The organism is Dysgonomonas hofstadii, assembly GCF_014196915.1.
Taxonomy (GTDB): domain Bacteria; phylum Bacteroidota; class Bacteroidia; order Bacteroidales; family Dysgonomonadaceae; genus Dysgonomonas; species Dysgonomonas hofstadii.
The window spans coordinates 1-25,145 of the sequence record NZ_JACIEP010000026.1 but is presented as its reverse complement, the minus strand read 5'-3'; the positions used below and the strand labels follow the sequence as shown (position 1 = coordinate 25,145).

Here is a 25,145-nt window from a genome sequence, read left to right as displayed (position 1 = left end):
CAGTATTACCCGTTTGGTATGGCCATGGCAGAAAGTACAAGTCAAAGCACTCAACCGTACAAGTACAATGGCAAGGAGTTGGATAAGACGCATGGGCTGAATCTGTATGATTACTCTGCGAGATATTATGACGGGGCGTTAGGGAGGTTTACGACGGTCGATCCATTGGCGGAGAAATACTATAGTTGGTCGCCGTATGCGTATTGTGCGAATAATCCGATTAAGTTTATTGATCCGACGGGGATGAGTTATACTTATAACTGGGATAATAACAGATATGAAGATGAAGATGGTAATGAAGCGTCGTGGTGGGATGTATATAGTTCGATGGAGTTTGAAGGGGGATGAAGATCCTCCTAAAAAATCTCATTTTGACTTGGTAAAGACCATAAAAGACAAAGATATCCCGTCTCCTGTAGCCTCTTTTTTACTTAATCTATTGACTGGGGGTAACGGTTCTGGGCAGCCTAAATTTTTTCCGGTAGCTTGGTTTGGCGAGCTAGGGGTAGATGCTGAATGTTTTCCTTTTGGCGCAGGAAAAATTGGAGGAGGCGCTGGCATCATTCTCAGAGGAGAAGATAAAGGTAAATTATTTGGACACATTAATGATGGATATGGAGTTGGATTTATGTGAATATCAGTAGGTTACAATTATACTTTTGTTTTTTACACAGGAAATGCTCAAAATTTCAATCGGAAATCATTGAATGGATGGTCTGGAAGTCTTAATTTATCTCTAGATGGTCTTGCAGGTGTTTTCAGCATAAATGTAGGAATAACATTTGCTCAGGATAAACGTAATGAGTGGATAATTGGAATTTCTGGAGGAGGAGGACTGGGTTATGCTCCGTTCAAATTAAATGGATATTTCATTCCAACATATACAGAAACATGGGAATTATATCCCAGTGTTAATTTAAAGAATATATTAGATGTTGTTTTTTAAAGAAAGAGTATGACTAAATATGAAAAAATAATAGGATTTCTGACATCCTCATTTGTTATATTATTCACTTTATACTGCTTTAAACAAGGTAATGCTCAGAGGGCGCATTATCCTGTTTTAACTAAGAATTTTTATATCAGTGGAACTGTCATTGAAAAAAGAGGTGTCGGTTTTTCTTTTAATAGAGGTACATTAATCGGAATATCAGATGGTAATAGATTTAACCCTGATCGGATAATAAATGAATCAGATGATAAATCATATTTTGATGAATTTATCCAAATTGGAGACTCTATATATAAAAAGAAAGATTCAGATACAATCTATGTATTAAGGGATAAGAATAGATTCTATTTTATTATGGATTAGGTCATCTATCAGATTATGAATTTGTTATACAATCATTCCCTAATCTGACACATGACAACCTGACGATGACCTATAACGGTAATCAAATGAAGACAGTTACAGATGCCATAGCCGATATAAACCTGACTGCCTCGATGGATTTCAAGGATTATACCAAAGGTACTGGTGTGGAATATGCTTACAATAAGAACGGGGCAATGACCAAAGACCTGAACAAGGGTATTTCTTCAATTACCTACAATATGCTAAATCTACCTCAAACCGTAGATATAAAGAACAAGACAGTAGAAGGACGAAATGAGTATACTTATTCAGCAGCAGGAGTAAAGTTAAGAGCTGTACAGCGATGGAATCCGGGCTATTCAACCAATCCGGTTATCGGTTCGGCTGTAAATGTAAATGCATTGACCGAAACGGAAACAACAGATTATGTAGGTAATATTATCTACGAAAATGACGGATTGAAGAGAATTTTAGTCGATGGCGGTTATTATCAGAATGGAAATTATTACTTTTATATCCGTGACCATCTGGGTAACAACCGGATAGTGATTGACCAGTATAGCGATGCTGTTCAGAGCACACAGTATTATCCTTTCGGGAATTCGTTTGCAGAAAGCACAAACCAAACCGTACAACCATACAAATACAACGACAAGGAGTTGGATACCCGTAACGGGTTGAATATGTATGATTATAGTGCGAGGTGGAAATATGATTGGGGTTTTACGACGGTTGATCCGTTGGCGGAGAAGTATTATTCAATTAGTCCGTATGTGTATGTAGCGAATAATCCGTTGAAGTATATCGATCCGACAGGAATGGCATACGCAAATGCAGCAGATTCAGCTTATGCGAATAAAGTATACGGTGCTATTGAGGATAAAATAGATAATTACACAAAAAAGCTTGATAAGTTTGTAAATTATGCCTGAGCCAAATACTACGAACTCCACCTGCTGAAACAGAGAATCCCTTTTTCTTTAACTCATTACTAACTCTTACCTGACCTAAAGCGAGATATTTCTTGTAATGCTAATTCTCCGCCTTGTTCATATAGCTCTTTAAAGCGATAGAAACCATCCCGACTATAGCCCATAATCTTACAGGCCTTGGATACATTACCTAATTGTTGAGCTAATCCTAAAACACCTAATTTGTTCTTGATGATTTTTTGTGAAGTAGTCATAATTTAATCTTTTTATAATGTTACTGTTTTTATTGGTAACTGTCAGATTAAATCGTGACTATTTCAATTTATATGATAAAATGAAAGCTCCCGATAATTCGAGAGCTTTTTTTATTGGTTATACTTTATCTTTCCATTCAATCACGGCAAAATTACCATTTGAAATTTCGCTTACCTTATCAATCCATTGTATTTCGCTTTGTGCCTTTGCTTTCAGGAATGGGCTGTTAGTCGGAGTAAGCAACAGACTTGAATTAACCACCCACCATTTATTATTAATGCCTGCACGCTGTAAATCCTGTTGTAGCCGTTGAGCTTCAAATACTGGCGTTGTTTCAGGTAGTGTGACTATTACTACTTCCGTTTCTTTTTCATTCCGTAAACGTGGCAAAAGGTTCTGGACGGCAGGCGTAATATTGCCCTGTGTTCGTTCCACTTCCTTATGATAACTTTGTGTGGAATCTAATAATAACAAAGTATGCCCTGTCGGTGCAGTGTCTATTACTACTACTTCATTATCGGCTTTTGCTACAATTTCGGCAAAGGAATTGAAAACAGCAATTTCCTGTGTACATGGTGAACGTAAATCTTCTTCAATATAGCTTAAATCAGCATCGCCCATTGTTTCCCTTGCCTTATCCAATACATTTTTCTGATAGGCTACTAATACTGTTTTTTCGTCTATGTGGCTAACGGTAATGCCGTTTATTTTTGTTTCGATAAAAGATAGATGGTTTGCAGGATCGGTTGTAGTCAGATGTACTTTTACACCTTTTCCTGCTAATCCTCTTGCAATATTGCCTGCAATGGTTGTTTTTCCTACACCACCTTTTCCCATTGTAAAAATTACACGTTTACCCGAATTATACAGGTCGTCAATAATATTGTCGATAGTCTGGAAATCATTTGTATTGACTTCCTTTTGTGCGACTTCTGCACGGACATCGCTATTCAGCATATTGCGTATATTATCAATGCCTGTCATGTTATAGGAACGAAGCGGAACAATATAAGTATTCAATTTTAATAAGGCTGCTGAACGGTTATTCAGGGCATTTTGCTGCCTTTCGTATATCTGTTTTGATACCGTATCGTTTTCGTCATAGTTCTCCAAAACTCCATTTATAATCAAGTTTTGCGATATAATATCCAAGTCTAATAACTCATTGGATGAACGCTCTACTTCTCTCAATGGGCTTTCATCAGGTCGGCTTACAAGGATAAGCGTTGTCTGTTTGCTGTCAGATAATGTACTGACTGCATTTTTATAAACTTCTTTCCTGTCTTCCAATCCTGAAAGCTGACCTAAACAGGATGCGCCCGTGGTATTTTCGGCAATAAAGGTATTCCATGCAGACGGTAGTTGTAGCATTCGCAAAGTGTGGCCTGTGGGTGCTGTATCAAAGATTATAAAATCATAATCTTTTCTTTTTTCTTGGTTAGTGATAAAATCCGAAAACTCGTTAAATGCTGCAATTTCTATCGTACATGAGCCGGATAGCTGTTCTTCCATATTGGTAATCACACTTTCGGGTAATTTTCCCCTGAATGGCGCAACTACCGACTCCCTGTATTCGGCGGCTGCCTGCTCTGGGTCTAAGTTTACTACGGTCAGGTTAGGCACTTCCTTTATCTGCGTGCCTTTATTATTCAAATCCAAATTAAACACGTCCTGCAAATTAGATGCAGGGTCGGTACTTATTAAAAGGACTTTTTTACCGCTATCAGCAAGGTTTACGGCTGTGGCACAGGCAATAGATGTTTTACCTACACCACCTTTGCCTGTAAAGAATATATATTTTGTCAGATCGATATTTGACGGATTATACTTTTTCATCTTGTTTCTTTTTATTGGTTTATTGAAAATGTGAGATAATAAACTCCCTTTCTATCCTTAGTGAATAGAATAAATCATTGGAGCAGAAAAGAATATGTATTTTATTTTTTAACGGTAAGTTCTTCCTCTTTTACATTCAGCCATTCGGCTATCTGTGCATTGGTCGGGTATTGCTTTGTCAATATAACTTCACCGTCTAAAGTGGTAATAGGCAATACTTCTGCCGATTCTTTCATCAGGTATTCATTGATTTTTTTATTATCGACATATACCTGTGAATGATCGCGAAGATTAAACCTTTCGATCGTAATTCCTTTCTTTTTCAGCGTTTCTATAACTACCGCAATACGCATCAGTTCAGGGTCGATATTCACTCCGCATAATCCAGTCGGGCAACAAAGTGCAGGGTCGTATATTTTTACCTCTTTTCGGGTATCTAATTTTAAATCTAACATATTTTTTATATGATTATATTTATATTATAAGTTATTTATCAATATCTTAGAATGGTTGCTGTTTCACAATGAAAGTAACAGAAAGGTCTGTGACCTTAGTTTATTACTTGTTTTATTTCTTCTTCTGTCGGGACATAGCCTTTTATCTTTACTTCCCCGTCCACCACAACGGCAGGCAGTGACATAATGTTATATTTGACTATTTCCAATATATCTTCTTCTTTCCTTAAAGTAGCCGTACTGTTTGTATCTGCAATTACTTTGGCTACCCTGTCATAGGTTGTTTTACAGTTGGGACAACCTGTGCCCAATACTATAATTTCCATATCTGTATTGTTTTAATTCTGATTTGATAATAAAAAGGTCTGCGACCTTAGATATTCATTACTATATAATATATTCCTACTATGATAAATACAGCCGACACAATACGCCTGAACCATACTTCAAAGTTTTTTATCCTATTGTAGAACTTGCCGACATTCGACATACTGTAAGCCAATAAATATGCGATAATGATAACAGGCAAGCCTGTTGCTATGGCAAATACAGGAGGTAAAAGTAGCCCTGATGCACTGCTGATTGTCATAGGAATAAGCACCCCGAAATACAATACACCACTATACGGACAAAAAGCTAAAGCAAACAATACACCTAATAGAAAAGCGTTCAGGTAATTCTTTTTCATTTTCTTTTCGCTGACTTTCGATGTGAATTTGCTTAAAGCAGGAATATTGAATTTTATTACATCGAGCATCAGAATACCGATAATGACTAAAGCTATTCCCAAGTATAAACCGCTAATGTTTTGCAATAATTTAGCTATCTGAAATTTGCTTGCACCAAAATAAAAGACTAATCCTAAAGCTGTATAGCTGAATGTACGCCCAAGTGTATAGAATATACCATTGAAAAGTACACGCTTTTTGTCGGCTATATCTTTACTAAGGTAGGCTGTTGCCGTTATATTGGTTGCTAACGGGCAAGGGCTTATAGCTGTCATTAAGCCTAATATAAAAGCCGTAAATACAGGAATATCCGAATTATCTACTATCTGTTGAAGAAACTCCATCAGTCAATACGTTTATTAACTTCTTCTTTTATCAGGTTGGTAAGTACATCAGGCGAGTTCACTGCATTGGCAAAAGCCTGCTCCGTCAAATCCGTTGAGTTTTCACCTTTAGCTATAAGCAGGGAACTAAAAGCGATTTCGTACTTTTCCACTAAATCTTTGTTTACGGCTTCATCTATGTTTATTTCCGTATATTTTATTTTCGGATTATCCTTGTAATTCTCGGCTATTGCATTTTTAGTTACATTCTCAATCGCTATACAGGTTCTACAGCGTTGTTTGCCGTGAAAATAATAGACGTTCACAACCGAAGCGTCCGCCGTTGTTACGGTCTGTTCCTGTATCGGGTTTTCCGCTTGTTTGTTTTCGGTTTTGTTTCCGCAAGCTATAAAGAATACGGCTAACAGGAGTATTAAAATACTTTTGTTCATACAATTAATGATTTGTTGGTTTTACATGATACTTATTTGTAATATTTCTTTTTGAGCCAAAAGGCTATATTTACCAAAAGAATAAGTACAGGTACTTCTACAAGCGGACCGACTACGCCTGCAAAGGCTTGTCCGCTATGCAAACCGAATACACCGATAGCAACTGCAATAGCCAATTCAAAATTGTTACCTGTGGCTGTAAATGCTATGGAAGCGTTTTTATCATAGGATGCACCCATTAATTTGCCTGCAAAGAAGCTAAGGAAGAACATCATCACGAAATAGATAAGTAGCGGTATGGCAATACGTACCACATCTAACGGTATTTGTACAATCAGCTCACCTTTCAGACTGAACATTAATACAATGGTGAATAATAATGCTATCAGGGTAATTGGCGATATGGCAGGGATAAACTTCTCCTTGTACCATTGTTCACCTTTGACTTTAACCAATATAAAACGGCTGAGAATACCCATGAGAAAAGGAATACCTAAATAGATAGCAACTGTTTCTGCTATTGTGCCAATGGATATATCCACTATCGCACCCTCAAAGCCGAATAAAGGGGGTAATTTGGTTACGAATATCCACGCATAGAAACTGTAAAAGAATACCTGAAAGATACTGTTCAGGGCGACAAGTCCTGCACCGTATTCAGTGTTACCTTCTGCAAGATCATTCCATACAAGCACCATAGCGATACATCTTGCAAGACCTATCAGAATAACGCCTACCATGTATTCGGGATAATCGTGTAAAAACACAATAGCAAGTACAAACATTAATACAGGCCCGATAATCCAATTCAGAATTAATGAAATGGATAATATCTTTATGTTGGAAAACACTTTCGGCAGTTGTTTATAATCTACTTTTGCCAATGGCGGGTACATCATCAGGATTAGACCGATTGCCAAAGGTATGTTGGTTGTTCCGCTCGACATGGAATCTATATAGCTGCTGAAAGAGGGCACAAAATACCCTAATCCCACACCGATAGCCATTGCAAGGAATATCCAAAGGGTTAAGTTCTTATCCAAGAAACTCATTTTTGGTTTACTCATAGCCTTTTATCTTATTTGTATATAGTTCGTGAAATGCTTTTTTAATTTCATCCCTTACCCTGATATACTCCAATTGTATAAATTCGGGCGTTCCTGTAGCTTCGGAAGGGTCGTCAAAACCGATATGTAAGCGGTTCTTTACCTTTCCTGAAAAAGTAGGGCAATTTTCATTTGCACCACCGCAAACAGTTATTACATAATCCCATTGTTCACCTATATATTTTTCAACACTATCAGATGTATGGTGCGAAATATCTACCCCTGCATCCTGCATCACTTCTATTACTTTAGGGTTTACTTTTCCGCTTGCTTGTGTTCCTGCGGAATATACCAATAGTTTAGGGTCGAATGATTGTAAAAATCCATGAGCCATTTGGCTACGACAGCTATTGCCTGTACAGAGAATTAAAATTTTCATATTATTACATTAATTCGTATTTATACAAACTGTTCTTGTTTCGTAAAAATACGAACAATAAGGATAAATGTTTATTAAATATCGCAGTTCTCTTCATTCTTAACTGTTACAAAAAGGGTAGAGAATAAAGTCTTTGCTTTTTCCCAATTTTCGCCATTGATACAGTATTTGACTGTCGGCAGTGTGATTGTTCCCTGTATCAGTCCTGCATCTTTCAATTCGTTCAGATGTTGTGACAATGTACTTTTAGCAATAGGCAGTATTTCCGACATATCGCCATGATAACAACATGATTGATTGGCAAGCATTTCAAGTATAGCTATACGGATAGGATGCCCTAATGCTTTGGCGAAGCGTGCAAGCTGTTCTTGTTCGGTTGTAAGTTCTTTCTTTGACATATCATTTATATTTATCGTTCGCAAATATACGAATAGATTTTAAATTCGCAAGTTTACGAACAGATATTTAACAAAAAGATATAAACGGCTATTTTTACCTATCCAGATAAAGAAAAATAATAATTTTAGAGTTGAATAAACTTTGTTATCCTATTTTTTGAAGTTTTATTTGTAGATGAGGGGTAAGATAAGGTTAAATATATATTCAAAAATATATACATGTGGTGCAAATGTGGTGCAAATCGACAAAATAAAAAAGCTAACAGTCTGTTTTATTGACTATTAGCTTTTCGTTGGGCGGTATGGACGGGAAAGCCACCTTTAAGGTATAAATCGCTGTGTTTCAATATGTTACCCTCTTGATTTTGCTTAGGGGGTACGAGTTGGGTTAAGTTATTTTTAACTTACTTTATTTCAACACATTAGCTTTCCAAATCTTTCCGACTGTTTGGGCGGAACGGACGGGAAAGCCACCTAAAGACCTTAAATGACTGGATTTTAATGCTTCATCCCTACGAATTATCTTAGGGGGTACGAATTGGGTTAAACAAAGCTAACTAATTCAATTACAGTGCTTTAATCTCCACGTCTCTATTGACACTTCCATTGTGGTAAGGCTGTACCCGAATCCTCGGATTACCAAACCACACATATTAAGTGAAAAAATCATCATTTATAAGTTTCAAAGTACAAATCAAAGTAAAATCTGCACTCTTGCTGCATATTACTGGCAGTACTTGCTGCCCTTGACGCCGATTTGTCTGCATAAAACTCAGGTTCAAAGTTACAACTATTTCTGAAACAACCAAAATATCTGAATAATAATATTTTATATGCAATGCAAGGTGCAAGTTTATCTATATATAGATACTTGCACCTTGCACATTTAATCATTTGTAGCAAAAAAAACAATTTTATTGTGTTTATATTAAAATAATTATCTACTTTTGCAGATGGCTTACTTTATAAGCAAAATTTTACAGTAATAAAAATGAAGAAGGTTATATCAATATTTCTGTTACTATTAATGCTGGTTATCGGGGCTCATCCCGTACTTGCTATGCATTTTTGTGCAGGAGAATTATATTCCTTTGGAGTTTTAAACAATGAAATAGAAGAGTCCTGCTGTGAAGATATGGAAATGCCACAACAGGGAAATGATTCCTGCCATTCTAACCAAAATGCACAGGAATATAATATATTACCATCTCATGAGAACTGCTGTGACATCCAAAAAATTGAATTTTCCACGGATGACTATCAGTATCAGGCTCAACAATTTAACTTGAATAATGTATTGCCAACATTTGAAAGCGTATGGTTAGCTCTTAATCTGCTTATACCTACAAATAATGAGGGCATAACAAAAACAAGTCAATACTTTCCGCCAGGAGGTTTTAGTTTACATAACATAGACCTGTTGACTTATATTTGCATCTATCGTATTTGATTTGATAAACCTTGTGGCTATATAGTCATTCGCTTGATTATGCATATCCTAAACCGAATATGTAGTAAGGTTGTTTATATCTATAACTAAAGATTAACAAATGTTTATCAAATCAAAAAACAATGAAACCTTTTTATTTTCTAATTGGTATAGCTATCTCCAATGGCTATATCATAGGACGTCCCGTATATACCCATTATAGTACGGATACAGTTCTAATTGATTCGGTTGTCACCCAACCGTCAGTGCCTCTTTATACCCATATTAAGTATCTGGTAGAGAATAAATCCGCTATTATACTTGATGTTCGCACAGAGCTGGAGTATAATGAAGGTCATATAAGAAATTCTATAAATATTCCACTTGATAAATTCAATGATTCTCTTTTTTTCCTACAAAAAAAAGAACCTATTGTTATAGTTTGCCGTAGTGGAAAGAGAAGTGAAAAAGCCAAGTCATTTTTAACACATCAAGGATTTATAAATGTCTATAACGGAGGTGGATGGGAAAAATTGAACGAATTATTATTAACTGATAAATAAAATATGTAGTATGCTTAACAGAATCATCAAGTATTTTCTCGATAACAGAGTTATAACATTGTTATTACTTGTTATCATCATTGTTTGGGGACTATCTACAGCTCCATTCAATTGGCATGGTGGCGTATTGCCACGCGACCCCGTCCCTGTGGATGCTATTCCTGATATAGGGGAAAATCAGCAAATTGTCGCCACCGAATGGATGGGACGTTCACCTAAAGATATTCAGGAACAAATTACGTATCCGTTATCTACTTCATTACTGGGGATACCCGGAGTAAAAACTATCCGCAGTACCTCTATGTTCGGTATGTCGTTTATTTATATCATTTTTGACGATAACATCGAATTTTACTGGAGTCGTTCCAGAGTTTTGGAAAAGCTGAACTCTCTACCTGCGGGAACGCTGCCTGTAGGAGTACAGCCCAGCTTGGGGCCCGATGCCACCGCTTTAGGACAAATATTCTGGTATACTCTTGAAGGACGTAATCCTGAAACAGGAGAGCCTACCGGAGGATGGAACCCCGATGAATTACGGACTATTCAAGACTTTTATGCCAAATATTCGATTTCGGCAGCCGAAGGAGTATCCGAAGTTGCATCTATTGGTGGGTTTGTGAAAGAATATCAGGTAGAAATAAATCCCAATGCCATGCGTGCCTTTAATGTATCCATCATGGATGTGATGAATGCGGTGCAAAAGAGCAATTTGGATATTGGTGCTGAAACGGTGGAAATCAATAAGGCTGAATATCTAGTCAGGGGATTGGGATATATTAAGAATGTTTCCGATCTGGAAGAAGCAGTTATTACTGTCCGCAACGGTGTACCCGTAAAAATAAAAGATGTCGCTTTTGTCAATCTGGGGCCAGCGACACGTCGAGGTGGTCTGGATAAAGAAGGTGTCGAAGCTGTCGGCGGCGTTGTGGTTGCCCGCTATGGTTCTAATCCAATGCAAGTTATCGACAATGTAAAAGCAAAAATCAAAGAGATGGAAGCTGGATTGCCACAAAAAACGCTGGCAGACGGAACTATATCGAAAGTTACTGTTGTTCCTTTCTATGACAGGTCAGGACTGATACAAGAAACTATAGGGACGCTGGAAACCGCTCTTTCTCACGAAATACTGATTTGTATTATTGTTGTAATAGTATTAGTCTTTAATCTACGTGCATCAGTTGTAATTTCCGCCATGCTCCCTATAACAGTATTAGCGACCTTTATAATCATGCGTTATACAGGGATTGAAGCTAATATTGTTGCACTGTCGGGTATTGCTATCGCTATCGGGGTCATGATAGATGTCGGAGTCGTCTTTGTAGAGAATATTATCCGGCATATGGAAATGCCTGAAAATGAAGGTATTTCTAAAGGGAAAGCCTTTGCGAATCTGATATATAAAAGTGTTAGAGAAGTTTCGGGGGCTATTACTACAGCTATGCTTACAACCATTGTGAGCTTCCTGCCGGTCTTTGCCATGCAGGCACAAGAGGGGAAATTATTCCATCCGCTAGCATTTACAAAGACCTTTGCACTTGTATCAGCATTACTACTGGGGCTAAGCCTGTTACCAACACTGGCCTATTATGCATTTTCCATTAAAGTAACTTCCGCCCAGATGCGTAGAATTGCTAATATTATCTTGATAGCTGGAGGTATTCTGTTGTTTGTCTTTACAGGTGTATTTGCTGCGTTAGCACTCACTCTATTCGGACTAAATAACTTCCTTGCCAACCGTTGGACGAATAAGAAGATACCTACTTATATAAATATAGGCATTGCCATTCTGGTTGCCGTCTATTACCTGACTATCGAATGGCTACCTATTGGCCCACAGGAAGGATTCTTTTTAAACCTGATATTTGTTCTTGTAGCTATAAGTATAATCTTAGCCTTGTTATGGATATTGGTAATTTATTACGAACGTATCTTACGTTGGTGCTTGGAACATCGTTGGAAATTTATGCTTATACCTCTGGTTACGGTATTCTTTGGTATTATGATATGGTTGGGATTCGATACAACATTCGGTTTTGTCGCCAAAGGGTTTGAAACCGTAGGCTGGAAGAGTTTCAGACAGACTACTTTCTGGCAGGCTTCGAGTGAACGTTTCCCTGGCATCGGTGAAGAATTTATGCCAAGCCTGAACGAAGGCTCGTTCCTTTTGATGCCAACCAGCATGCCACATACGGGTATAGAGCAGAATTTACAATTTATAGAAACACTGGATAAGCGTATTTCCAATATCCCCGAAGTCGATATAACCGTAGGTAAATGGGGACGTGTCAATTCTGCACTCGACCCGGCTCCAACCCAAATGTTTGAAAATACGATTAACTACCGTAGCGAATATATACTGGACGAAGATGGGCATCGGCAACGATTTAAAGTTAATAGTAATGGTGAATTTCTTTTAAAAGGTGGAGGTACTTATAATCCAAAAGATGGTTTCCGCCTACTACCTGCCGATAGTCTTGTTATCAACAGCAAAGGAGATTATTTCCGCCAGTGGCGCCCTCACATTAAAAAAGCGGATGATATTTGGCAGGAAATTGTGAACGTAACCCATATGCCCGGACTTACATCCTCGCCCAAATTACAACCTATAGAAGCCCGTTTGGTTATGCTTTCGACAGGTATGCGTGCGCCGATGGGATTAAAAGTATCAGGACCCGATTTGGAATCCATTGAGCAAGGTGGTAAAGCATTGGAAACAGCCTTGAAAGATATTCCGTCGATTCTTTCATCTACTGTATTTTATGATCGTGCGGTCGGAGCACCCTATATTGAAATAAAACTAAACCGTCAGAATATGGCGCGTTATGGCATTACCGTGGCAGATTTACAAGATGTGATCGGTGCGGCAGTAGGAGGAATGCCCCTGACCACAACCGTAGAAGGGCGTGAACGTTTTCCTGTGCGTTTAAGGTATCCGAGGGAATTGAGAGATAATCCCGAAGAATTGGCTAAACTGATTGTACCTACAGCAACCGGAGCCCAGATTCCTTTACAGGAAGTAGCAGATATAGAATATACCAAAGGAGCGCAGATGATCCAAAGTGAAAATACCTTCTTGCTTGGTTATGTTATCTTTGATAAAGTGGCAGGGAAAGCTGAAGTAGATGTTGTTAAGGAAGCTGACAAGATACTTAAAGATAAAATAGCATCTGGGCAGTTAGAATTACCCAAAGGTGTATCTTATAAGTTTGCTGGAAATTATGAACAACAAAAAAGGGCTGCTAATCGACTATTGGTTGTTATACCGTTAAGTTTGCTGGCTATCTTATTGATATTGTATTTCCAGTTCAAAACCGTTACAGCATCATTGATCCACTTTTCCGGAGTAATCGTAGCTTTTGCCGGAGGATTTATCCTGCTGTGGCTTTATGGAGAGCCTTGGTTTATGAACTTCTCAATCGGGGATATGAATATGCGCGACCTGTTTCAAATGCATCAGATAAACCTGAGTATTGCTGTCTGGGTAGGATTTATTGCTTTATTCGGCATTGCCACCAATGACGGTGTATTAATGGGTACATATATCCATGATACTTTCCTTGAACGTGACCCACATACCAAAGATGAAATTAGAGAGGCTGTAGTTCATGCTGGATTAAGACGAGTACGCCCTGCTGCTATGACTACGGCAACTGCACTTATTGCCTTACTTCCGGTACTAACGTCGACTGGTAAAGGAGCGGATATTATGGTTCCGATGGCCATCCCTACTTTTGGGGGTATGCTTATCCAGTCGATGACTATGTTCGTAGTTCCAGTGTTTCAATGTTGGTGGCGTGAATCAGCAATAAAAAAACACGGTAAAATAAAAGAATAAAAACAGATTGTATTATGACAACAATAAGAATCAAATATTTAACAATGCTATTAATGATGATAATGGCAACCGGTGCAGTTTCAGCACAAACTGCTGATTCGCTTAGCCATTATCTCAAAATTGCAGCCTCAAATAACCCCGGTGTTAAAGCCGATTTTATGGTTTATAAGGCATCGCTGCAAAAAATCCCACAAGCAGGAGCTTATCAAGACCCTGAACTTGAAATGGGCTTTTTCCTTGAACCGATGGATATTATCGGAGGAAAACAAGTTGCCGAGTTCAAACTGATGCAGATGTTCCCATGGTTTGGTACAAAGAAAGCTGCACAGACCGAAGCCACCCATATGGCAAAAATGTCATTCGAAAAATTCCGTGAAACAAGGGATAACCTTTATCTGGAAATATACACTCAGTGGTTTATCCTTTGCAGCCTTCAACAGAAATTAATGAATAACAGGGATAATAAAGCCCTGCTGACTCAGTTGGAACAATTAGCGTTGCGTAAATTTTCGTCTCCATCAGCTGGTTCAGGAGCAGGGTACTCAATTTCTGCCCCAACCCAGCCGACCAGTACACCTCCGGTTGGAAGTGGAGGTAGTATGTCCTCGATGGGAAGCGGTATGTCTTCAGCTGGTTCTCAAGCAACCACTCAGAGTACAAGTATGTCTTCGATGGGCAGTTCAGGTAGTAGTATGTCATCAGGTATGAGTAACTCGGCTTCGGGAGGTATGTCCGATGTATTACGTATCCAGTTGGAAATAGCTGAATTGGATAATAATATAGAAAGTATTCTTTCGGAAATAAAAGCGGAAAAAGCAAAGTTCAATGCTTTACTGAACCGTTCCGCCGACAGCGAAATACAAATACCCGAAGCCTTTGAGCAACTCTCATTCCTTTTCGATCCTGAAGCTATGACAAAGATTAGTGATCAGAACCCTATGCTGGGAATGATTAATGAAGAAGGGCTTGCCTATAAAGCTAAAGCCGAAATGGATAAAAAGATGAGTTATCCAATGTTCGGTATTGGAGTACAATATATGCTTAATAAAAAAACGGATGATCCGATGTTTGGAATGGGCGATATGAACGGAAAGGATATGATTATGCCGATGATTTCAGTTAGTATCCCACTTTATCGTAACAAGTATAAGGCACAACAACGCGAAAGTAAATTTTGGTGGCAAGCCAGTAAAGAGAAGTACGCCAATACTTACAATGCGATAGAATCTGAATTATATAAGACAAAGCACCTATTGGATGATGCTTCCCGTAAAATTTCGCTTTATAAAAAACAGTCAGACCTTGCTGAAACAACCTACAATTTGGTTGTACAGGAATTTGTTGCAGGAAAAAGCGATCTAACCAATGTCATACAGGTTCAACGGCAACTGTTGGATTATCAACTCAAAAAAGCCGAAGCAGTCGCAAGTTACAATACAATGGTGGCATCCATCCAAAAGCTGATTTCATTTAAGGATACAGAACAAAACGTAAATAACACATATTATGGAAACGAATAAATTTAAAAAGATAATCAATAATAATTATATCAAGTACGGATTGATACTCATTGCAGGACTATTTATCGGATGGCTGATATTCGGAGGCTCATCCAATAATCATAATGAAGTAACTGAGCATGTACACGAGGAAGGTACAGAACAAATCTGGACTTGTGCCATGCACCCACAAATAAGGCAAAATAAACCTGGTAAATGCCCTATTTGCGGTATGGATTTGATTCCGTTGAAAACGTCAGATAGCGCTGATGAGGCGATTGACCCAAAAGCAATTCAATTGTCAAAAGAAGCTGCCGCTCTGGCTAATATACAAACGACTGTAATCAGCCGCCAAAATCCGATAAAAGACATTCAGTTGTATGGTACGATACAAGCTGATGAACGATTGTCACAATCACAGACATCCCATGTCAGTGGACGGATTGAAAAACTCTTTATCAATTTTACCGGAGAAAGTGTGAAGCAAGGGCAAACAATTGCTACAATTTACTCTCCCGAATTGTTAAGTGCACAACAGGAATTATTGGAAGCTGCTAAAATGCAATCAGTACAACCTGCCTTAATTCAGGCGGCACGTGAAAAACTGCGCCTGTGGAAATTGACAGATGAACAGATAGCAAGGGTAGAGCAATCGGGTAATGTATCTGCATTGGTGGAAATAAAAGCCAATACTGGCGGTATTGTAGTAAGTAAAAAAGTGAGCCAAGGAGATTATATTAATCAAGGTAGTGTCCTTTTTGATATAGCCAACCTGTCACAAGTATGGGCTATGTTCGATGCCTATGAAGTAGATCTGCCCTTCCTTAAAGTCGGGGATAAAATTGATTTTACGTTACAGGCTGTACCCGGTAAAACATTTACAGGCCGAATATCCTTTATTGATCCGATATTGGATAGAACGACCCGTACAGCTAAAATTCGGGTAGAAACAGCCAACTCCGGTATGCAATTAAAGCCAGAAATGTATGCCAATGCCATTATCAAAGCCCCATTGAAACAATTCAATAATGAAGTTGTCATACCAAAATCATCTGTGTTATGGACAGGGAAACGTTCGATTGTCTATGTGAAACAGCCGAATACACAGTCTCCAGCATTTATGCTGCATGAAATTGAACTCGGCCCTTCACTCGGCGATTCGTATGTTGTGCTTTCGGGTGTAAATGAAGGAGATGAGATTGTAACTAACGGAGCCTTTACTATTGATGCCAGTGCGCAACTCGAAGGAAAACGCAGCATGATGAATACCGAAGCATCCCGTCCTGTTACTGGACACGAAGGTCACAATATGTCGGGTGGTTCATCAGGTACAAACCAATCCGAAACTTCAACTGGGCATGAAGGACATGATATGTCTTCTATGCAGAAGTAACATGCCATGATAAATGTGCAGAAACTATGTGAAATATCTAAGGAACGCATAAAAAAGCTACTAAAGTAGTTTATGACGCATTCCCCGATTACTGTAAATATAGAAAATAGAAATAATGGAATATTAATAATTTAAAATCAGAATAAAATGAAGAAGTATGTTTTAGTTATAGTATTGGGATTAGGCATCCTGTCTTTTAGTGCGTGCAACTCAAAAAACGCATCAAGTAATGATACTGCCAAAACGGAAACGGTGGCTCAATCGGGTAATGAACATCATCAGGATGAACATGCCATGTTGGGCGTACAGGGACTTTGTGAAACGTGTAAAGAACGGATAGAGACCGCAGCCAAAAGTGTCAAAGGCGTATCTTCAGCTATGTGGGATATAGAAAAAAAGGAACTACACCTGAATTTCGATCCACATCAAACAAATATGGATGCCATCAGTAAGGCGATTGCCAAAGTCGGACATGATACGGATAGGGATACGGCTGACCAGACAACATATGATGCACTGCCTAACTGTTGCAAATACAGAAAATAAATACAAATGATTAATCAATTAAAATAAAAATGAAATGAAAAAAATAATTTTGTTTATAGCAGCGATTACATTTTTATCGGTAAACAGCCTTAATGCTAACAATCAGGATAGCCTGCAAAAAAAAGATACAATACATGCCGGACATGGAGGACATCATCAACATGAAAAAAGTGAGGCGGTGAAAGATGCCCATGCTATGCTCAAAGTAGAGGGTAAGTGTGATATGTGTAAAAAACGCATTGAGACTGCCGCATTAAGTGTGGAAGGCGTGTCTTCAGCTATTTGGGATAAAAAGACGAAAGAACTACACCTTAACTTTGACGAAAAGAAAACGTCTATTGAGGCAATAAGTAAGGCTATTGCTAAAGTGGGACATGATACAGAGAAGGATAAAACAGATAAAAAAACGTATAATGCCCTACCCGGCTGTTGTAAATACAGGTAAATCCTGTTAGAAATATATTAAACGGTAAATAAATAACCGGGATATGCGAGTATTATATTTAAAGGGAATGCTCCGATTGAGCATTCCTCTTATAAAAAGAAGCCAGACATGAAACATACATATACAATAGGCGGTATGACATGTGGTCATTGCCGTTCCAGTGTGGAAAAAGCACTGAATGCGATTGAAGGCATTCATGCAACTGTTACTCTTGATCCTCCGGTAGCCATCATCAGGATGGATAAACACATACCTACGGAAGTTTTGCAGGATGCCTTATCGAAAGTTGGCGATTATACTATAGAAATTGCTCAAAATGTGTCACATAATAATAACCCTGATCATGTAGAAATGAACAGTATGCATCAAGGGCATGACCATACTGGTATGTCTATACCATTGGAACATGGCCACCAAAATCATGACCATGCAGGAGGACATATGGCACATATGGGAAATCTTAAACAGAAATTCTGGATTTCCCTTATCGTAGCAATACCGATTATTCTGTTTTCCCCCATGATGGGGATGAAACTACCTTTTACCCTTTCGTTCGAAGGTTCATATTGGGTAGTGCTGTTGTTAGCTTCATTCCTATACTTTTACGGCGGATGGCCGTTCCTCACTGGAGCTATAGGTGAACTAAAAACGAAAAATCCGGCCATGATGACATTGATTTCAATGGGTATCACTGTTTCTTACATATACAGTGTGTACGCTTTTGTTAGCAATTACATTCTGCAAGTGCCGGGCCACCGAATGGATTTCTTTTGGGAATTGGCGACACTGATTGTTATTATGTTACTCGGTCATTGGATAGAAATGAAGGCGGTCGGTAATGCAGGAAACGCATTACAGAAAATGGCTGAGTTGTTGCCTGGAAGTGCGCATCTGGTACAACCTGACGGAAGTATTAATGATGTTCCTCTTCAACAAATACAGGAAGGGCAGCATGTAATGGTAAAGGCAGGAGAAAAAGTGCCTGCCGACGGGAAAGTTATATCCGGTGAAACATCTGTTAATGAATCAATGGTAACCGGTGAAGCCAAAGCCATAAAGAAAAACGAAGGAACAACCGTAATAGGCGGCTCGGTCAATGGTTCGGGCTCTATCGTAATAGAAGTGACAGGCACAGGCGAATCGGGTTATTTGGCACAGGTGATGAAACTAGTAGGACAAGCCCAACAAGAAAAATCACGAGCGGAATCCATTTCCGATAAAGTAGCCAAAGGACTCTTTTATATAGCATTGATAGTAGGTATCACTGCATTTATTGTTTGGTATATTATCGACAAAGATATAAATATCGCATTGGAAAGGATGGTAACAGTGTTTATTATTGCCTGCCCACATGCTTTAGGACTGGCGATACCACTTGTCGTTGCTCGTTCCACATCATTGGGAGCTACACATGGCCTGCTGATCCGCAACCGCAATGCATTGGAAAAAGCAAAGGATATATCCGTTGTAACTATGGATAAAACGGGTACACTCACTGAAGGGAATTTCCGCGTTTCTGTTGTAAAAAGTCTTTCGGATAGATGGAGTGATGCAGATATACTGAAAACAATGGCGGCAATGGAAGTGCATTCTAATCATCCGTTGGCAGTGGGTATTTTGGATAAGGCTAAAGAGTACAAAACAGATATACCAAAGGCTGAAAATGTAACTCTGATAAGCGGAACAGGTCTATCGGGTACAGTAAGTGGGCAGGAAGCGAAGATTGTCACTGCTGCATATCTGGATAAAAACGCAATACTATATGATAAATCCCTGTTTAATGACTTGGCAGGAAAAGGTAATTCCATAAGCTACCTTTTAATCAATAATGAAGTTGCAGGCTTAATAGCTCAAGGTGATCAGATTAAACCGGAAGCAAAACGGACTGTGGAGGAACTTCATAAAGAAAACATTACCCCAGTCATGCTAACAGGAGATAATGAGGCCTCTGCAAAGTCTGTTGCCGAACGAGTAGGTATTAACGATGTATTTGCTTCCCTCTTACCTGAAAACAAAGAGAAAGTTATTTTGGAATACCAACATAAAGGTAAAACTATTATGATGGTGGGTGATGGGGTGAATGATGCCCCAGCTCTGGCTCGCGCAGATATTGGCGTGGCTATAGGCGCCGGAACAGATGTTGCAATAGATTCGGCAGATGTGATATTGGTAAAAAGCAATCCGTATGACATTATTCATTTTCTTTCGCTCGCAAAGAACACATCGAACAAAATGGTACAAAATCTATGGTGGGGAGCAGGGTACAATATTATCGCTATACCATTGGCAGCAGGAGTTCTCGCTCCTGTAGGTATTATCCTTAGTCCAGCCATAGGAGCTGTGCTAATGTCCGTCAGTACAGTGATAGTCGCTATAAATGCATTAATGTTGCGAATGAAATAAATTCTATTTATTCATTACCTGATGGAAATTTTAATTGTTTTTATTTGATTCTGTTAAGTGTCACACCGGCATATGAAATAACCTGATAAATTGGAGTATATATGTCGGTGTGCTTTATCATAATTTTGACGTTTTTAATAATAAAACTAAAATTATATTACAGGTATATTTTTGGCTTTCATATGCTTAAATTTAAATCTTTCGAATTTTAAAATGAAAGAATATAATTCAGAAATATTAAAAGTAGTACATACAGAATTGGAAATGGTTGATATGGAAAGTTGTAATATTTCCATAGAAGAAGCTGAATCGATGATAAATTTCTTGAATGATTGTTTGGAAAAAATGAGAAGTTATTTTCTTTCTTTAAACTCAATCGATTCATCTGATGAAATATGTTTTTTTAAAGAAATCAAACCCGAAGTATTAGGGTTTTTGCTATATTTCAATAAAGTACACACAATTGAATTAAAATGTCCAAATGGAAGTAATGATACATTAAAAAGTTACTATGAAAATGAACAAGAGAGTCTTACTTATTTTTTTGAACGGAACATAGATTTTTACCAATACTACAGGTCAAAATCAACATATTTAGACGAACATTATTTTCTGAGAAAGAAAAAATCGTATAAACTTTGCATAGACAGCGTTCACTTTATAATGGATAAGTATTTTTCAACCGGATATGATTATAAAGTAGCAAAAATTATCTGTAATGAAATGCTGCGCATTTATCTCAATAAAAAAATGCATCAGATAGAAAAACAAATTATAATAAATAAAAATAGATCTTCATTTCCGGTCAGTGATCTAAAATGGACGGGGCCATTAATCGCTTTAGTAGAATTAGGATATGGATTTGATTCAAGTAAATATGTAAACCGAGGAAAAGCCGATATTAAAGAAATAATGATAGGATTAGAAACTTTGTTCAATGTTGACTTAGGAGAATATTACAGAACATATATATCAATAAAGGATAGAAAGATGGAACGGGCTAAATATTTAAAAATAATTATAGAGAATCTCTTACGACGAATAGACGAAGACGATTCTTCTTAGATTTTCTTTTCATAGAAACTACCAACTTGGTAGTTTTTTTTTGCCTTTATCCTACCTATTCAAAATCCACTAAAACCGTTGATTTCTCGTCAAAAAAACTCAAAAAAAACATCAACCAAGTTGGCAGAAAAGTATTTTTCGACTTCCCAACTTTGCAGCAAATCAAACAGTTGCATTTATGGATGTCATAACAATAGAATCCCAAGCATACAAAGATTTAGTATCTAAAATCAATGCCATAGCGAAATTCGTTATAGATCATCAGGATGATGATACTACCGATCCAGACGAAATGTGGGTGGACAGTTACGAAGTTTGCACTTTCCTCAAAATCAGTGAACGTACACTTCAACGTTTACGCAGTAACCGGATGATTTCTTATTCTATTATCTCCGGCAAATCATATTATACCATTGCAGAAATAAAACGGATGCTTACTGAAAAGAGAATCCGCAGTACTGATGAATGTATGAATGACCTTATAAACAATCATAAATATCATGCTCAACAAAGACGAACTATTAAGACGAACAAATAACGGTCTTGATGTTTTCAAGCATTATATACCAGTCCAATGGAAAACAGGGCGTAATTTCCTCAATCCCTTGTATGAAGACCGTAAAGCGTCATGTAATGTGTATTTTGACCGTCGCAATGGAGTGTATAAGATTAAGGATTTCGGCAATGACGATTATAGTGGTGATTGCTTCTTTTTTGTTGGAAAACTAAAAGGCTTGAATTGTGGAAATGGTGCCGACTTTGTAGAAATATTAAAGACCATAAACAGGGATATGGCGTTAGGATTGAGTGATTCAGATTACTCACATACTCCGCCAATCGCATCAAACAAGCAACAGGCTCCACCGGAACCGCAAAAAAACAAACCGTATAATATTCTTCAACAAAAATTCACCCAAAAAGAATTGGATTTTTGGATGCAGTCAGGCATTACCCCTGAAATACTTAAACTATACAAAACAGTATCACTAAAAGAGTTCAGGAGTGAAAATAAAGACAATAAGCCATTTTATTATACTTCATCAGAAAATGAACCGATTTTCGGATATATGGGTAAAAGGCATGTGAAGATTTACCGTCCGTTTTCGGAAGTCCGTTTCTTGTATGGTGGTAATATCGGAGAGAATTACTGTTTCGGACTGGAGCAATTACCCGCCAAAGGAGATACATTGTTCATCTCTGGCGGAGAAAAAGACGTGATGACACTTGCCGCTCACGGATTCCACGCTATCTGCTTTAATAGTGAAACTTCTACAATCCCGGCAGGGATTATTTATAAACTGACGTTCCGCTTTAAACATATTGTACTACTCTACGATGCGGACAAAACAGGAACGGATAGTGCGGTAAAGCATGAAAAAGCATTATCCGAATATGGCGTTAAACGGCTTGTACTACCACTATCAGGAGAGAAAAAAGACAAAGATATAACCGACTATTTCAGTAAGGGCAATAGCCGGAAAGAGTTCCGGCAACTATTTCTCGATTTTCTTGATAACCTATATAACGAAACAATGACCATGCTGAAATCGTGCGAAATTGATTTTAACAATCCTCCGGCAAAAGCAGAGGAAGTTATATCTGCCGGCGACGTACCACTGGGCACACAGGGTAATATACTTTGTATTACCGGTGGCGAGGGTACAGGAAAAAGTAACTATGTTGCCGCCCTGATTGCAGGTTCGATAAGAAACGACAATCGTCCAATAGATACGTTAGGCGTTGATGTGCGGGATAATTCCGACCATAAAGCGGTTTTGCTCTATGATACGGAACAATCGGAAGTACAACTTTTCAAAAATGTATCAAATCTTCTGAAACGTGCTAAACTGGAAAAAAAACCGGAAGAATTACGGGCTTTCTCCCTTACCGGAATGTCCCGGAAAGAGCGGTTGCAAGCCATTGTTCAAAGTATGGATAAATACCATTACGAATATGAGGGCATTCGCTTGGTTGTTATTGACGGGATAGCAGATTTAGTATCATCGGCAAATGATGAAGTGGAAAGCATCAGGATTATGGACGAATTATACCGGTTGGCGGGAATATACCGCACTTGTATCGTATGCGTACTTCATTATGTACCCAATGGCTTGAAATTGCGGGGGCATCTTGGTTCGGAGCTACAACGCAAAGCTGCTGCAATCCTTAGTATAGAACTTGACAGCGATCCGTCCATATCGGTAGTAAAAGCGCTCAAAGTAAGGGACGGCAGCCCTCTCGACGTTCCATTAATGCAATTTTCATGGGATAAAGAATTGGGTATGCACATATATATCGGAGAAAAGCCACGGGAGGAAAAAGAAAAACGAAAAGAGAAAGAACTGGCGACGGTTGCCCGTGAAATATTTGATACAAAAAGGCATCTGACCTATATAGAGCTGTGCGACCGCATCCAACAGATAATGGATGTAAAAGAACGCACAGCCAAAAGCTACATTAAATATATGCGAGAAAAAGAAATAATAATAAAAGATCCGTCCAATCAAAACTACTTTATGATAGGGCATATCATCTAAAAATGGAATATTATGTATATAGATAAAGAAAATTTTGAAGCATGGATGGAGCGAATTATGGATCGCTTCGACAGGCAAGACAAAAAACTTGAAAAAATGAGCCAAAGAAGAAATATGTTGGACGGAGAAATTTTGCTTGATAATCAGGATTTATGTATGCTGCTTAATGTAAGCAAGCGCACCTTGCAACGTTATCGTAGTACAGGTGAACTGCCTTTCCAGACAGTTTACCATAAGACCTACTATAAAGAAAGCGATGTACATATCTTTATCCGGGAAAACTTTAACAAGAAAAGGGGCAATAATAAAAAGCCGTAAGAACTTTTGTTTTCGATTTCTTTTATGTTCATATTGATTTTTTAATGTTAATCAAAAGCCCGTACCGTCGTGATGACAGGAACGGGCTTTACTCTTACAATTTGAAATTTTTAGATGATTCCTTCTTCTCCACTTTCGGCGGACTACCGCCCACCGATGCAATAATAAGCCTGTCCCCCATTATTTCTTTTACTCCTTGCAAAGTATTGGGCAATGGTGCATCCTGAACAGTTGATGCTTCGGATTTACCTTGCGACTGGTTCTGATTGTTGGTAGAAACAGTCTTATCAGGTACACTTTCCGCCTGTCCTTCGGTTTCACTGATTGGGGTAAGTGAAAGTTGGATTTCACGGTCTAACTTAATCAAATCGTCTTTCAAAACTTTCAGTTCCGGCTCCTTGCGCCAAGTACCTTCGATTACTTCTTTGAGTACCGGAACGTCTTTTTGCAGTTTTTCATTATCTGCCTGGTACCTTTCCAACAATTTCGGCATCGTTTCAAGTGCATTTAAGAAATTCTGCGCTGCCGTTTTCGGATCGGTGGCCATAACTCCATGATTGTAGTTATACAGAATTTCTCCTTCTCCCTTAACGAAAAAGCGGTTCTGTTTTACAATAAAACCGTCTTTGTTACTTGATTCGGATTTTACAAGCAAGTTAAAACTGTACAGGGTTCCGATAGGCTGATATAATCCGTAAGTTTCGGCTTTATCCGCTATTTCATTGAGCTTTAAGCCGACTTCTTTCAGGTTACTTCCCTGCAATCCGTTTAACTGCACAGGATTGAGCCGTGTGCCATCAGGTGCCTGCTGAACACGTGAATTGAACGCTTCCACATTGTATAATATAATTGAAAAGTAGTCCACTAAAATAATTGAAAAGTATACCACCAGTTAAGTAAAATTTAGGAGAGCATATAATAAAGCTCTGT

General features: G+C 38.2%; 26 protein-coding genes and 1 pseudogene. 17 read left to right on the top strand and 10 right to left on the bottom strand.

Translation table 11 applies throughout. The annotated features are described in order from the left end of the window. The 5 genes from GGR21_RS20250 to GGR21_RS20230 form a co-directional block, all read left to right on the top strand. Positions 1–348, top strand: a 348-nt coding sequence (locus GGR21_RS20250) for an RHS repeat-associated core domain-containing protein (RefSeq protein WP_183309054.1), incomplete at its 5' end; no start/stop codon positions are given. Further along, entirely contained in the window at positions 284–634 is a 351-nt protein-coding gene (locus GGR21_RS20245; RefSeq protein WP_183309053.1) for a hypothetical protein, read from the top strand. The genes GGR21_RS20250 and GGR21_RS20245, both read left to right, overlap by 65 nt. A 69-nt stretch (positions 635–703) precedes the next feature. Further along, positions 704–946: a hypothetical protein gene (locus GGR21_RS20240; RefSeq protein ID WP_183309052.1), complete on the top strand. Its 243-nt coding sequence runs from the start codon at positions 704–706 to the stop codon at positions 944–946. A gap of 9 nt (positions 947–955) precedes the next feature. Further along, positions 956–1,315, top strand: coding sequence for a hypothetical protein (locus tag GGR21_RS20235; protein WP_183309051.1), 360 nt, complete (start codon positions 956–958; stop codon positions 1,313–1,315). 65 nt (positions 1,316–1,380) lie between these two features. Then, positions 1,381–2,250, top strand: coding sequence for an RHS repeat-associated core domain-containing protein (locus tag GGR21_RS20230; protein ID WP_317169915.1), 870 nt, complete (start codon positions 1,381–1,383; stop codon positions 2,248–2,250). Here the strand turns inward: GGR21_RS20230 and GGR21_RS20225 are convergent. The 9 genes and pseudogenes from GGR21_RS20225 to GGR21_RS20185 form a co-directional block, all read right to left on the bottom strand. Then, positions 2,231–2,504: pseudogene (locus GGR21_RS20225) on the bottom strand (helix-turn-helix domain-containing protein); the annotation flags it as partial. The gene GGR21_RS20230 and the pseudogene GGR21_RS20225 overlap by 20 nt on opposite strands. A 118-nt stretch (positions 2,505–2,622) precedes the next feature. After that, entirely contained in the window at positions 2,623–4,341 is a 1,719-nt protein-coding gene (arsA, locus tag GGR21_RS20220; protein ID WP_183309049.1) for an arsenical pump-driving ATPase, read from the bottom strand. Positions 4,342–4,442: 101 nt separating this feature from the next. Then, a complete protein-coding gene (gene arsD, locus GGR21_RS20215; protein ID WP_183309048.1) occupies positions 4,443–4,796 on the bottom strand; it encodes an arsenite efflux transporter metallochaperone ArsD in 354 nt (117 codons plus the stop codon). Positions 4,797–4,891: 95 nt separating this feature from the next. Beyond that, the gene (locus GGR21_RS20210) at positions 4,892–5,122 is read right to left on the bottom strand and encodes a thioredoxin family protein (RefSeq protein WP_183309047.1); all 231 of its coding nucleotides are present in this window, start codon (positions 5,120–5,122) and stop codon (positions 4,892–4,894) included. A 47-nt stretch (positions 5,123–5,169) separates the two neighbouring features. Next, the gene (locus GGR21_RS20205) at positions 5,170–5,868 is read right to left on the bottom strand and encodes an aromatic aminobenezylarsenical efflux permease ArsG family transporter (protein ID WP_183309046.1); all 699 of its coding nucleotides are present in this window, start codon (positions 5,866–5,868) and stop codon (positions 5,170–5,172) included. Continuing rightward, the gene (locus GGR21_RS20200; protein ID WP_183309045.1) at positions 5,868–6,299 is read right to left on the bottom strand and encodes a nitrophenyl compound nitroreductase subunit ArsF family protein; all 432 of its coding nucleotides are present in this window, start codon (positions 6,297–6,299) and stop codon (positions 5,868–5,870) included. Before GGR21_RS20200 ends, GGR21_RS20205 begins: the two co-directional genes overlap by 1 nt. Before the next feature lie 32 nt (positions 6,300–6,331). Continuing rightward, positions 6,332–7,366, bottom strand: a complete 1,035-nt coding sequence (gene arsB / locus GGR21_RS20195) for an ACR3 family arsenite efflux transporter (RefSeq protein WP_183309044.1) — start codon at positions 7,364–7,366, stop codon at positions 6,332–6,334. Continuing rightward, positions 7,359–7,784: an arsenate reductase ArsC gene (locus tag GGR21_RS20190; RefSeq protein ID WP_183309043.1), complete on the bottom strand. Its 426-nt coding sequence runs from the start codon at positions 7,782–7,784 to the stop codon at positions 7,359–7,361. Before GGR21_RS20190 ends, arsB begins: the two co-directional genes overlap by 8 nt. Positions 7,785–7,858: 74 nt before the next feature. Further along, on the bottom strand, positions 7,859–8,182 hold the full coding sequence (locus GGR21_RS20185; protein ID WP_183309042.1) for an ArsR/SmtB family transcription factor: 324 nt from the start codon (positions 8,180–8,182) through the stop codon (positions 7,859–7,861). A 991-nt stretch (positions 8,183–9,173) separates the two neighbouring features. Here GGR21_RS20185 and GGR21_RS20180 point away from each other — a divergent pair. The 12 genes from GGR21_RS20180 to GGR21_RS20130 all read left to right on the top strand — a co-directional run bounded on the left by GGR21_RS20180 (position 9,174) and on the right by GGR21_RS20130 (position 24,215). Beyond that, the gene (locus tag GGR21_RS20180; protein WP_006844392.1) at positions 9,174–9,632 is read left to right on the top strand and encodes an HYC_CC_PP family protein; all 459 of its coding nucleotides are present in this window, start codon (positions 9,174–9,176) and stop codon (positions 9,630–9,632) included. 122 nt (positions 9,633–9,754) lie between these two features. Next, the gene (locus tag GGR21_RS20175; protein ID WP_006844391.1) at positions 9,755–10,174 is read left to right on the top strand and encodes a rhodanese-like domain-containing protein; all 420 of its coding nucleotides are present in this window, start codon (positions 9,755–9,757) and stop codon (positions 10,172–10,174) included. A 10-nt stretch (positions 10,175–10,184) separates the two neighbouring features. Beyond that, a complete protein-coding gene (locus GGR21_RS20170; RefSeq protein ID WP_006844390.1) occupies positions 10,185–14,009 on the top strand; it encodes an efflux RND transporter permease subunit in 3,825 nt (1,274 codons plus the stop codon). 14 nt (positions 14,010–14,023) lie between these two features. Continuing rightward, the gene (locus tag GGR21_RS20165; RefSeq protein ID WP_006844389.1) at positions 14,024–15,529 is read left to right on the top strand and encodes a TolC family protein; all 1,506 of its coding nucleotides are present in this window, start codon (positions 14,024–14,026) and stop codon (positions 15,527–15,529) included. Beyond that, positions 15,516–16,901 (top strand): efflux RND transporter periplasmic adaptor subunit, encoded by a 1,386-nt coding sequence (locus GGR21_RS20160; RefSeq protein ID WP_006844388.1) that lies wholly within the window; start codon positions 15,516–15,518, stop codon positions 16,899–16,901. Before GGR21_RS20165 ends, GGR21_RS20160 begins: the two co-directional genes overlap by 14 nt. A 147-nt stretch (positions 16,902–17,048) precedes the next feature. Further along, the gene (locus GGR21_RS20830; protein ID WP_006844387.1) at positions 17,049–17,447 is read left to right on the top strand and encodes a heavy-metal-associated domain-containing protein; all 399 of its coding nucleotides are present in this window, start codon (positions 17,049–17,051) and stop codon (positions 17,445–17,447) included. A gap of 34 nt (positions 17,448–17,481) precedes the next feature. Then, positions 17,482–17,892 (top strand): heavy-metal-associated domain-containing protein, encoded by a 411-nt coding sequence (locus tag GGR21_RS20155; protein ID WP_006844386.1) that lies wholly within the window; start codon positions 17,482–17,484, stop codon positions 17,890–17,892. A gap of 108 nt (positions 17,893–18,000) precedes the next feature. Beyond that, positions 18,001–20,295, top strand: coding sequence for a copper-translocating P-type ATPase (locus GGR21_RS20150; protein WP_006844385.1), 2,295 nt, complete (start codon positions 18,001–18,003; stop codon positions 20,293–20,295). A gap of 213 nt (positions 20,296–20,508) precedes the next feature. Beyond that, the gene (locus tag GGR21_RS20145; RefSeq protein WP_006844384.1) at positions 20,509–21,360 is read left to right on the top strand and encodes an RteC domain-containing protein; all 852 of its coding nucleotides are present in this window, start codon (positions 20,509–20,511) and stop codon (positions 21,358–21,360) included. A gap of 178 nt (positions 21,361–21,538) precedes the next feature. Continuing rightward, complete coding sequence (locus GGR21_RS20140; protein WP_006844383.1) at positions 21,539–21,898, top strand: helix-turn-helix domain-containing protein; 360 nt, start codon at positions 21,539–21,541, stop codon at positions 21,896–21,898. Next, positions 21,861–23,897: an AAA family ATPase gene (locus GGR21_RS20135; protein WP_006844382.1), complete on the top strand. Its 2,037-nt coding sequence runs from the start codon at positions 21,861–21,863 to the stop codon at positions 23,895–23,897. Before GGR21_RS20140 ends, GGR21_RS20135 begins: the two co-directional genes overlap by 38 nt. Positions 23,898–23,909: 12 nt before the next feature. Beyond that, positions 23,910–24,215 carry a helix-turn-helix domain-containing protein gene (locus GGR21_RS20130; protein ID WP_006844381.1) on the top strand — a complete coding sequence of 102 codons (306 nt, stop codon included), beginning with the start codon at positions 23,910–23,912 and terminating at the stop codon, positions 24,213–24,215. A 94-nt stretch (positions 24,216–24,309) separates the two neighbouring features. Here the strand turns inward: GGR21_RS20130 and GGR21_RS20125 are convergent, their stop codons facing one another. Continuing rightward, positions 24,310–25,080 carry a hypothetical protein gene (locus GGR21_RS20125; protein WP_246348135.1) on the bottom strand — a complete coding sequence of 257 codons (771 nt, stop codon included), beginning with the start codon at positions 25,078–25,080 and terminating at the stop codon, positions 24,310–24,312. Positions 25,081–25,145: the final 65 nt, after the last annotated feature.

Excerpts from the sequence above, each read along its gene's own strand:
- GGR21_RS20185 (WP_183309042.1), bottom strand. The coding sequence starts at position 8,182 with ATGTCAAAGAAAGAACTTACAACCGAACAAGAACAGCTTGCACGCTTC.
- GGR21_RS20190 (WP_183309043.1), bottom strand. The coding sequence starts at position 7,784 with ATGAAAATTTTAATTCTCTGTACAGGCAATAGCTGTCGTAGCCAAATG.
- GGR21_RS20160 (WP_006844388.1), top strand. The coding sequence starts at position 15,516 with ATGGAAACGAATAAATTTAAAAAGATAATCAATAATAATTATATCAAG.
- GGR21_RS20245 (WP_183309053.1), top strand. The coding sequence starts at position 284 with ATGAAGATGGTAATGAAGCGTCGTGGTGGGATGTATATAGTTCGATGG.
- GGR21_RS20130 (WP_006844381.1), top strand. The coding sequence starts at position 23,910 with ATGTATATAGATAAAGAAAATTTTGAAGCATGGATGGAGCGAATTATG.
- GGR21_RS20135 (WP_006844382.1), top strand. The coding sequence starts at position 21,861 with ATGCTCAACAAAGACGAACTATTAAGACGAACAAATAACGGTCTTGAT.
- GGR21_RS20170 (WP_006844390.1), top strand. The coding sequence starts at position 10,185 with ATGCTTAACAGAATCATCAAGTATTTTCTCGATAACAGAGTTATAACA.
- GGR21_RS20235 (WP_183309051.1), top strand. The coding sequence starts at position 956 with ATGACTAAATATGAAAAAATAATAGGATTTCTGACATCCTCATTTGTT.
- GGR21_RS20140 (WP_006844383.1), top strand. The coding sequence starts at position 21,539 with ATGGATGTCATAACAATAGAATCCCAAGCATACAAAGATTTAGTATCT.
- GGR21_RS20230 (WP_317169915.1), top strand. The coding sequence starts at position 1,381 with ATGACCTATAACGGTAATCAAATGAAGACAGTTACAGATGCCATAGCC.
- GGR21_RS20145 (WP_006844384.1), top strand. The coding sequence starts at position 20,509 with ATGAAAGAATATAATTCAGAAATATTAAAAGTAGTACATACAGAATTG.
- GGR21_RS20175 (WP_006844391.1), top strand. The coding sequence starts at position 9,755 with ATGAAACCTTTTTATTTTCTAATTGGTATAGCTATCTCCAATGGCTAT.
- arsD (WP_183309048.1), bottom strand. The coding sequence starts at position 4,796 with ATGTTAGATTTAAAATTAGATACCCGAAAAGAGGTAAAAATATACGAC.
- GGR21_RS20155 (WP_006844386.1), top strand. The coding sequence starts at position 17,482 with ATGAAAAAAATAATTTTGTTTATAGCAGCGATTACATTTTTATCGGTA.
- GGR21_RS20165 (WP_006844389.1), top strand. The coding sequence starts at position 14,024 with ATGACAACAATAAGAATCAAATATTTAACAATGCTATTAATGATGATA.
- GGR21_RS20150 (WP_006844385.1), top strand. The coding sequence starts at position 18,001 with ATGAAACATACATATACAATAGGCGGTATGACATGTGGTCATTGCCGT.
- GGR21_RS20205 (WP_183309046.1), bottom strand. The coding sequence starts at position 5,868 with ATGGAGTTTCTTCAACAGATAGTAGATAATTCGGATATTCCTGTATTT.
- arsA (WP_183309049.1), bottom strand. The coding sequence starts at position 4,341 with ATGAAAAAGTATAATCCGTCAAATATCGATCTGACAAAATATATATTC.
- GGR21_RS20210 (WP_183309047.1), bottom strand. The coding sequence starts at position 5,122 with ATGGAAATTATAGTATTGGGCACAGGTTGTCCCAACTGTAAAACAACC.
- GGR21_RS20180 (WP_006844392.1), top strand. The coding sequence starts at position 9,174 with ATGAAGAAGGTTATATCAATATTTCTGTTACTATTAATGCTGGTTATC.
- arsB (WP_183309044.1), bottom strand. The coding sequence starts at position 7,366 with ATGAGTAAACCAAAAATGAGTTTCTTGGATAAGAACTTAACCCTTTGG.
- GGR21_RS20200 (WP_183309045.1), bottom strand. The coding sequence starts at position 6,299 with ATGAACAAAAGTATTTTAATACTCCTGTTAGCCGTATTCTTTATAGCT.
- GGR21_RS20830 (WP_006844387.1), top strand. The coding sequence starts at position 17,049 with ATGAAGAAGTATGTTTTAGTTATAGTATTGGGATTAGGCATCCTGTCT.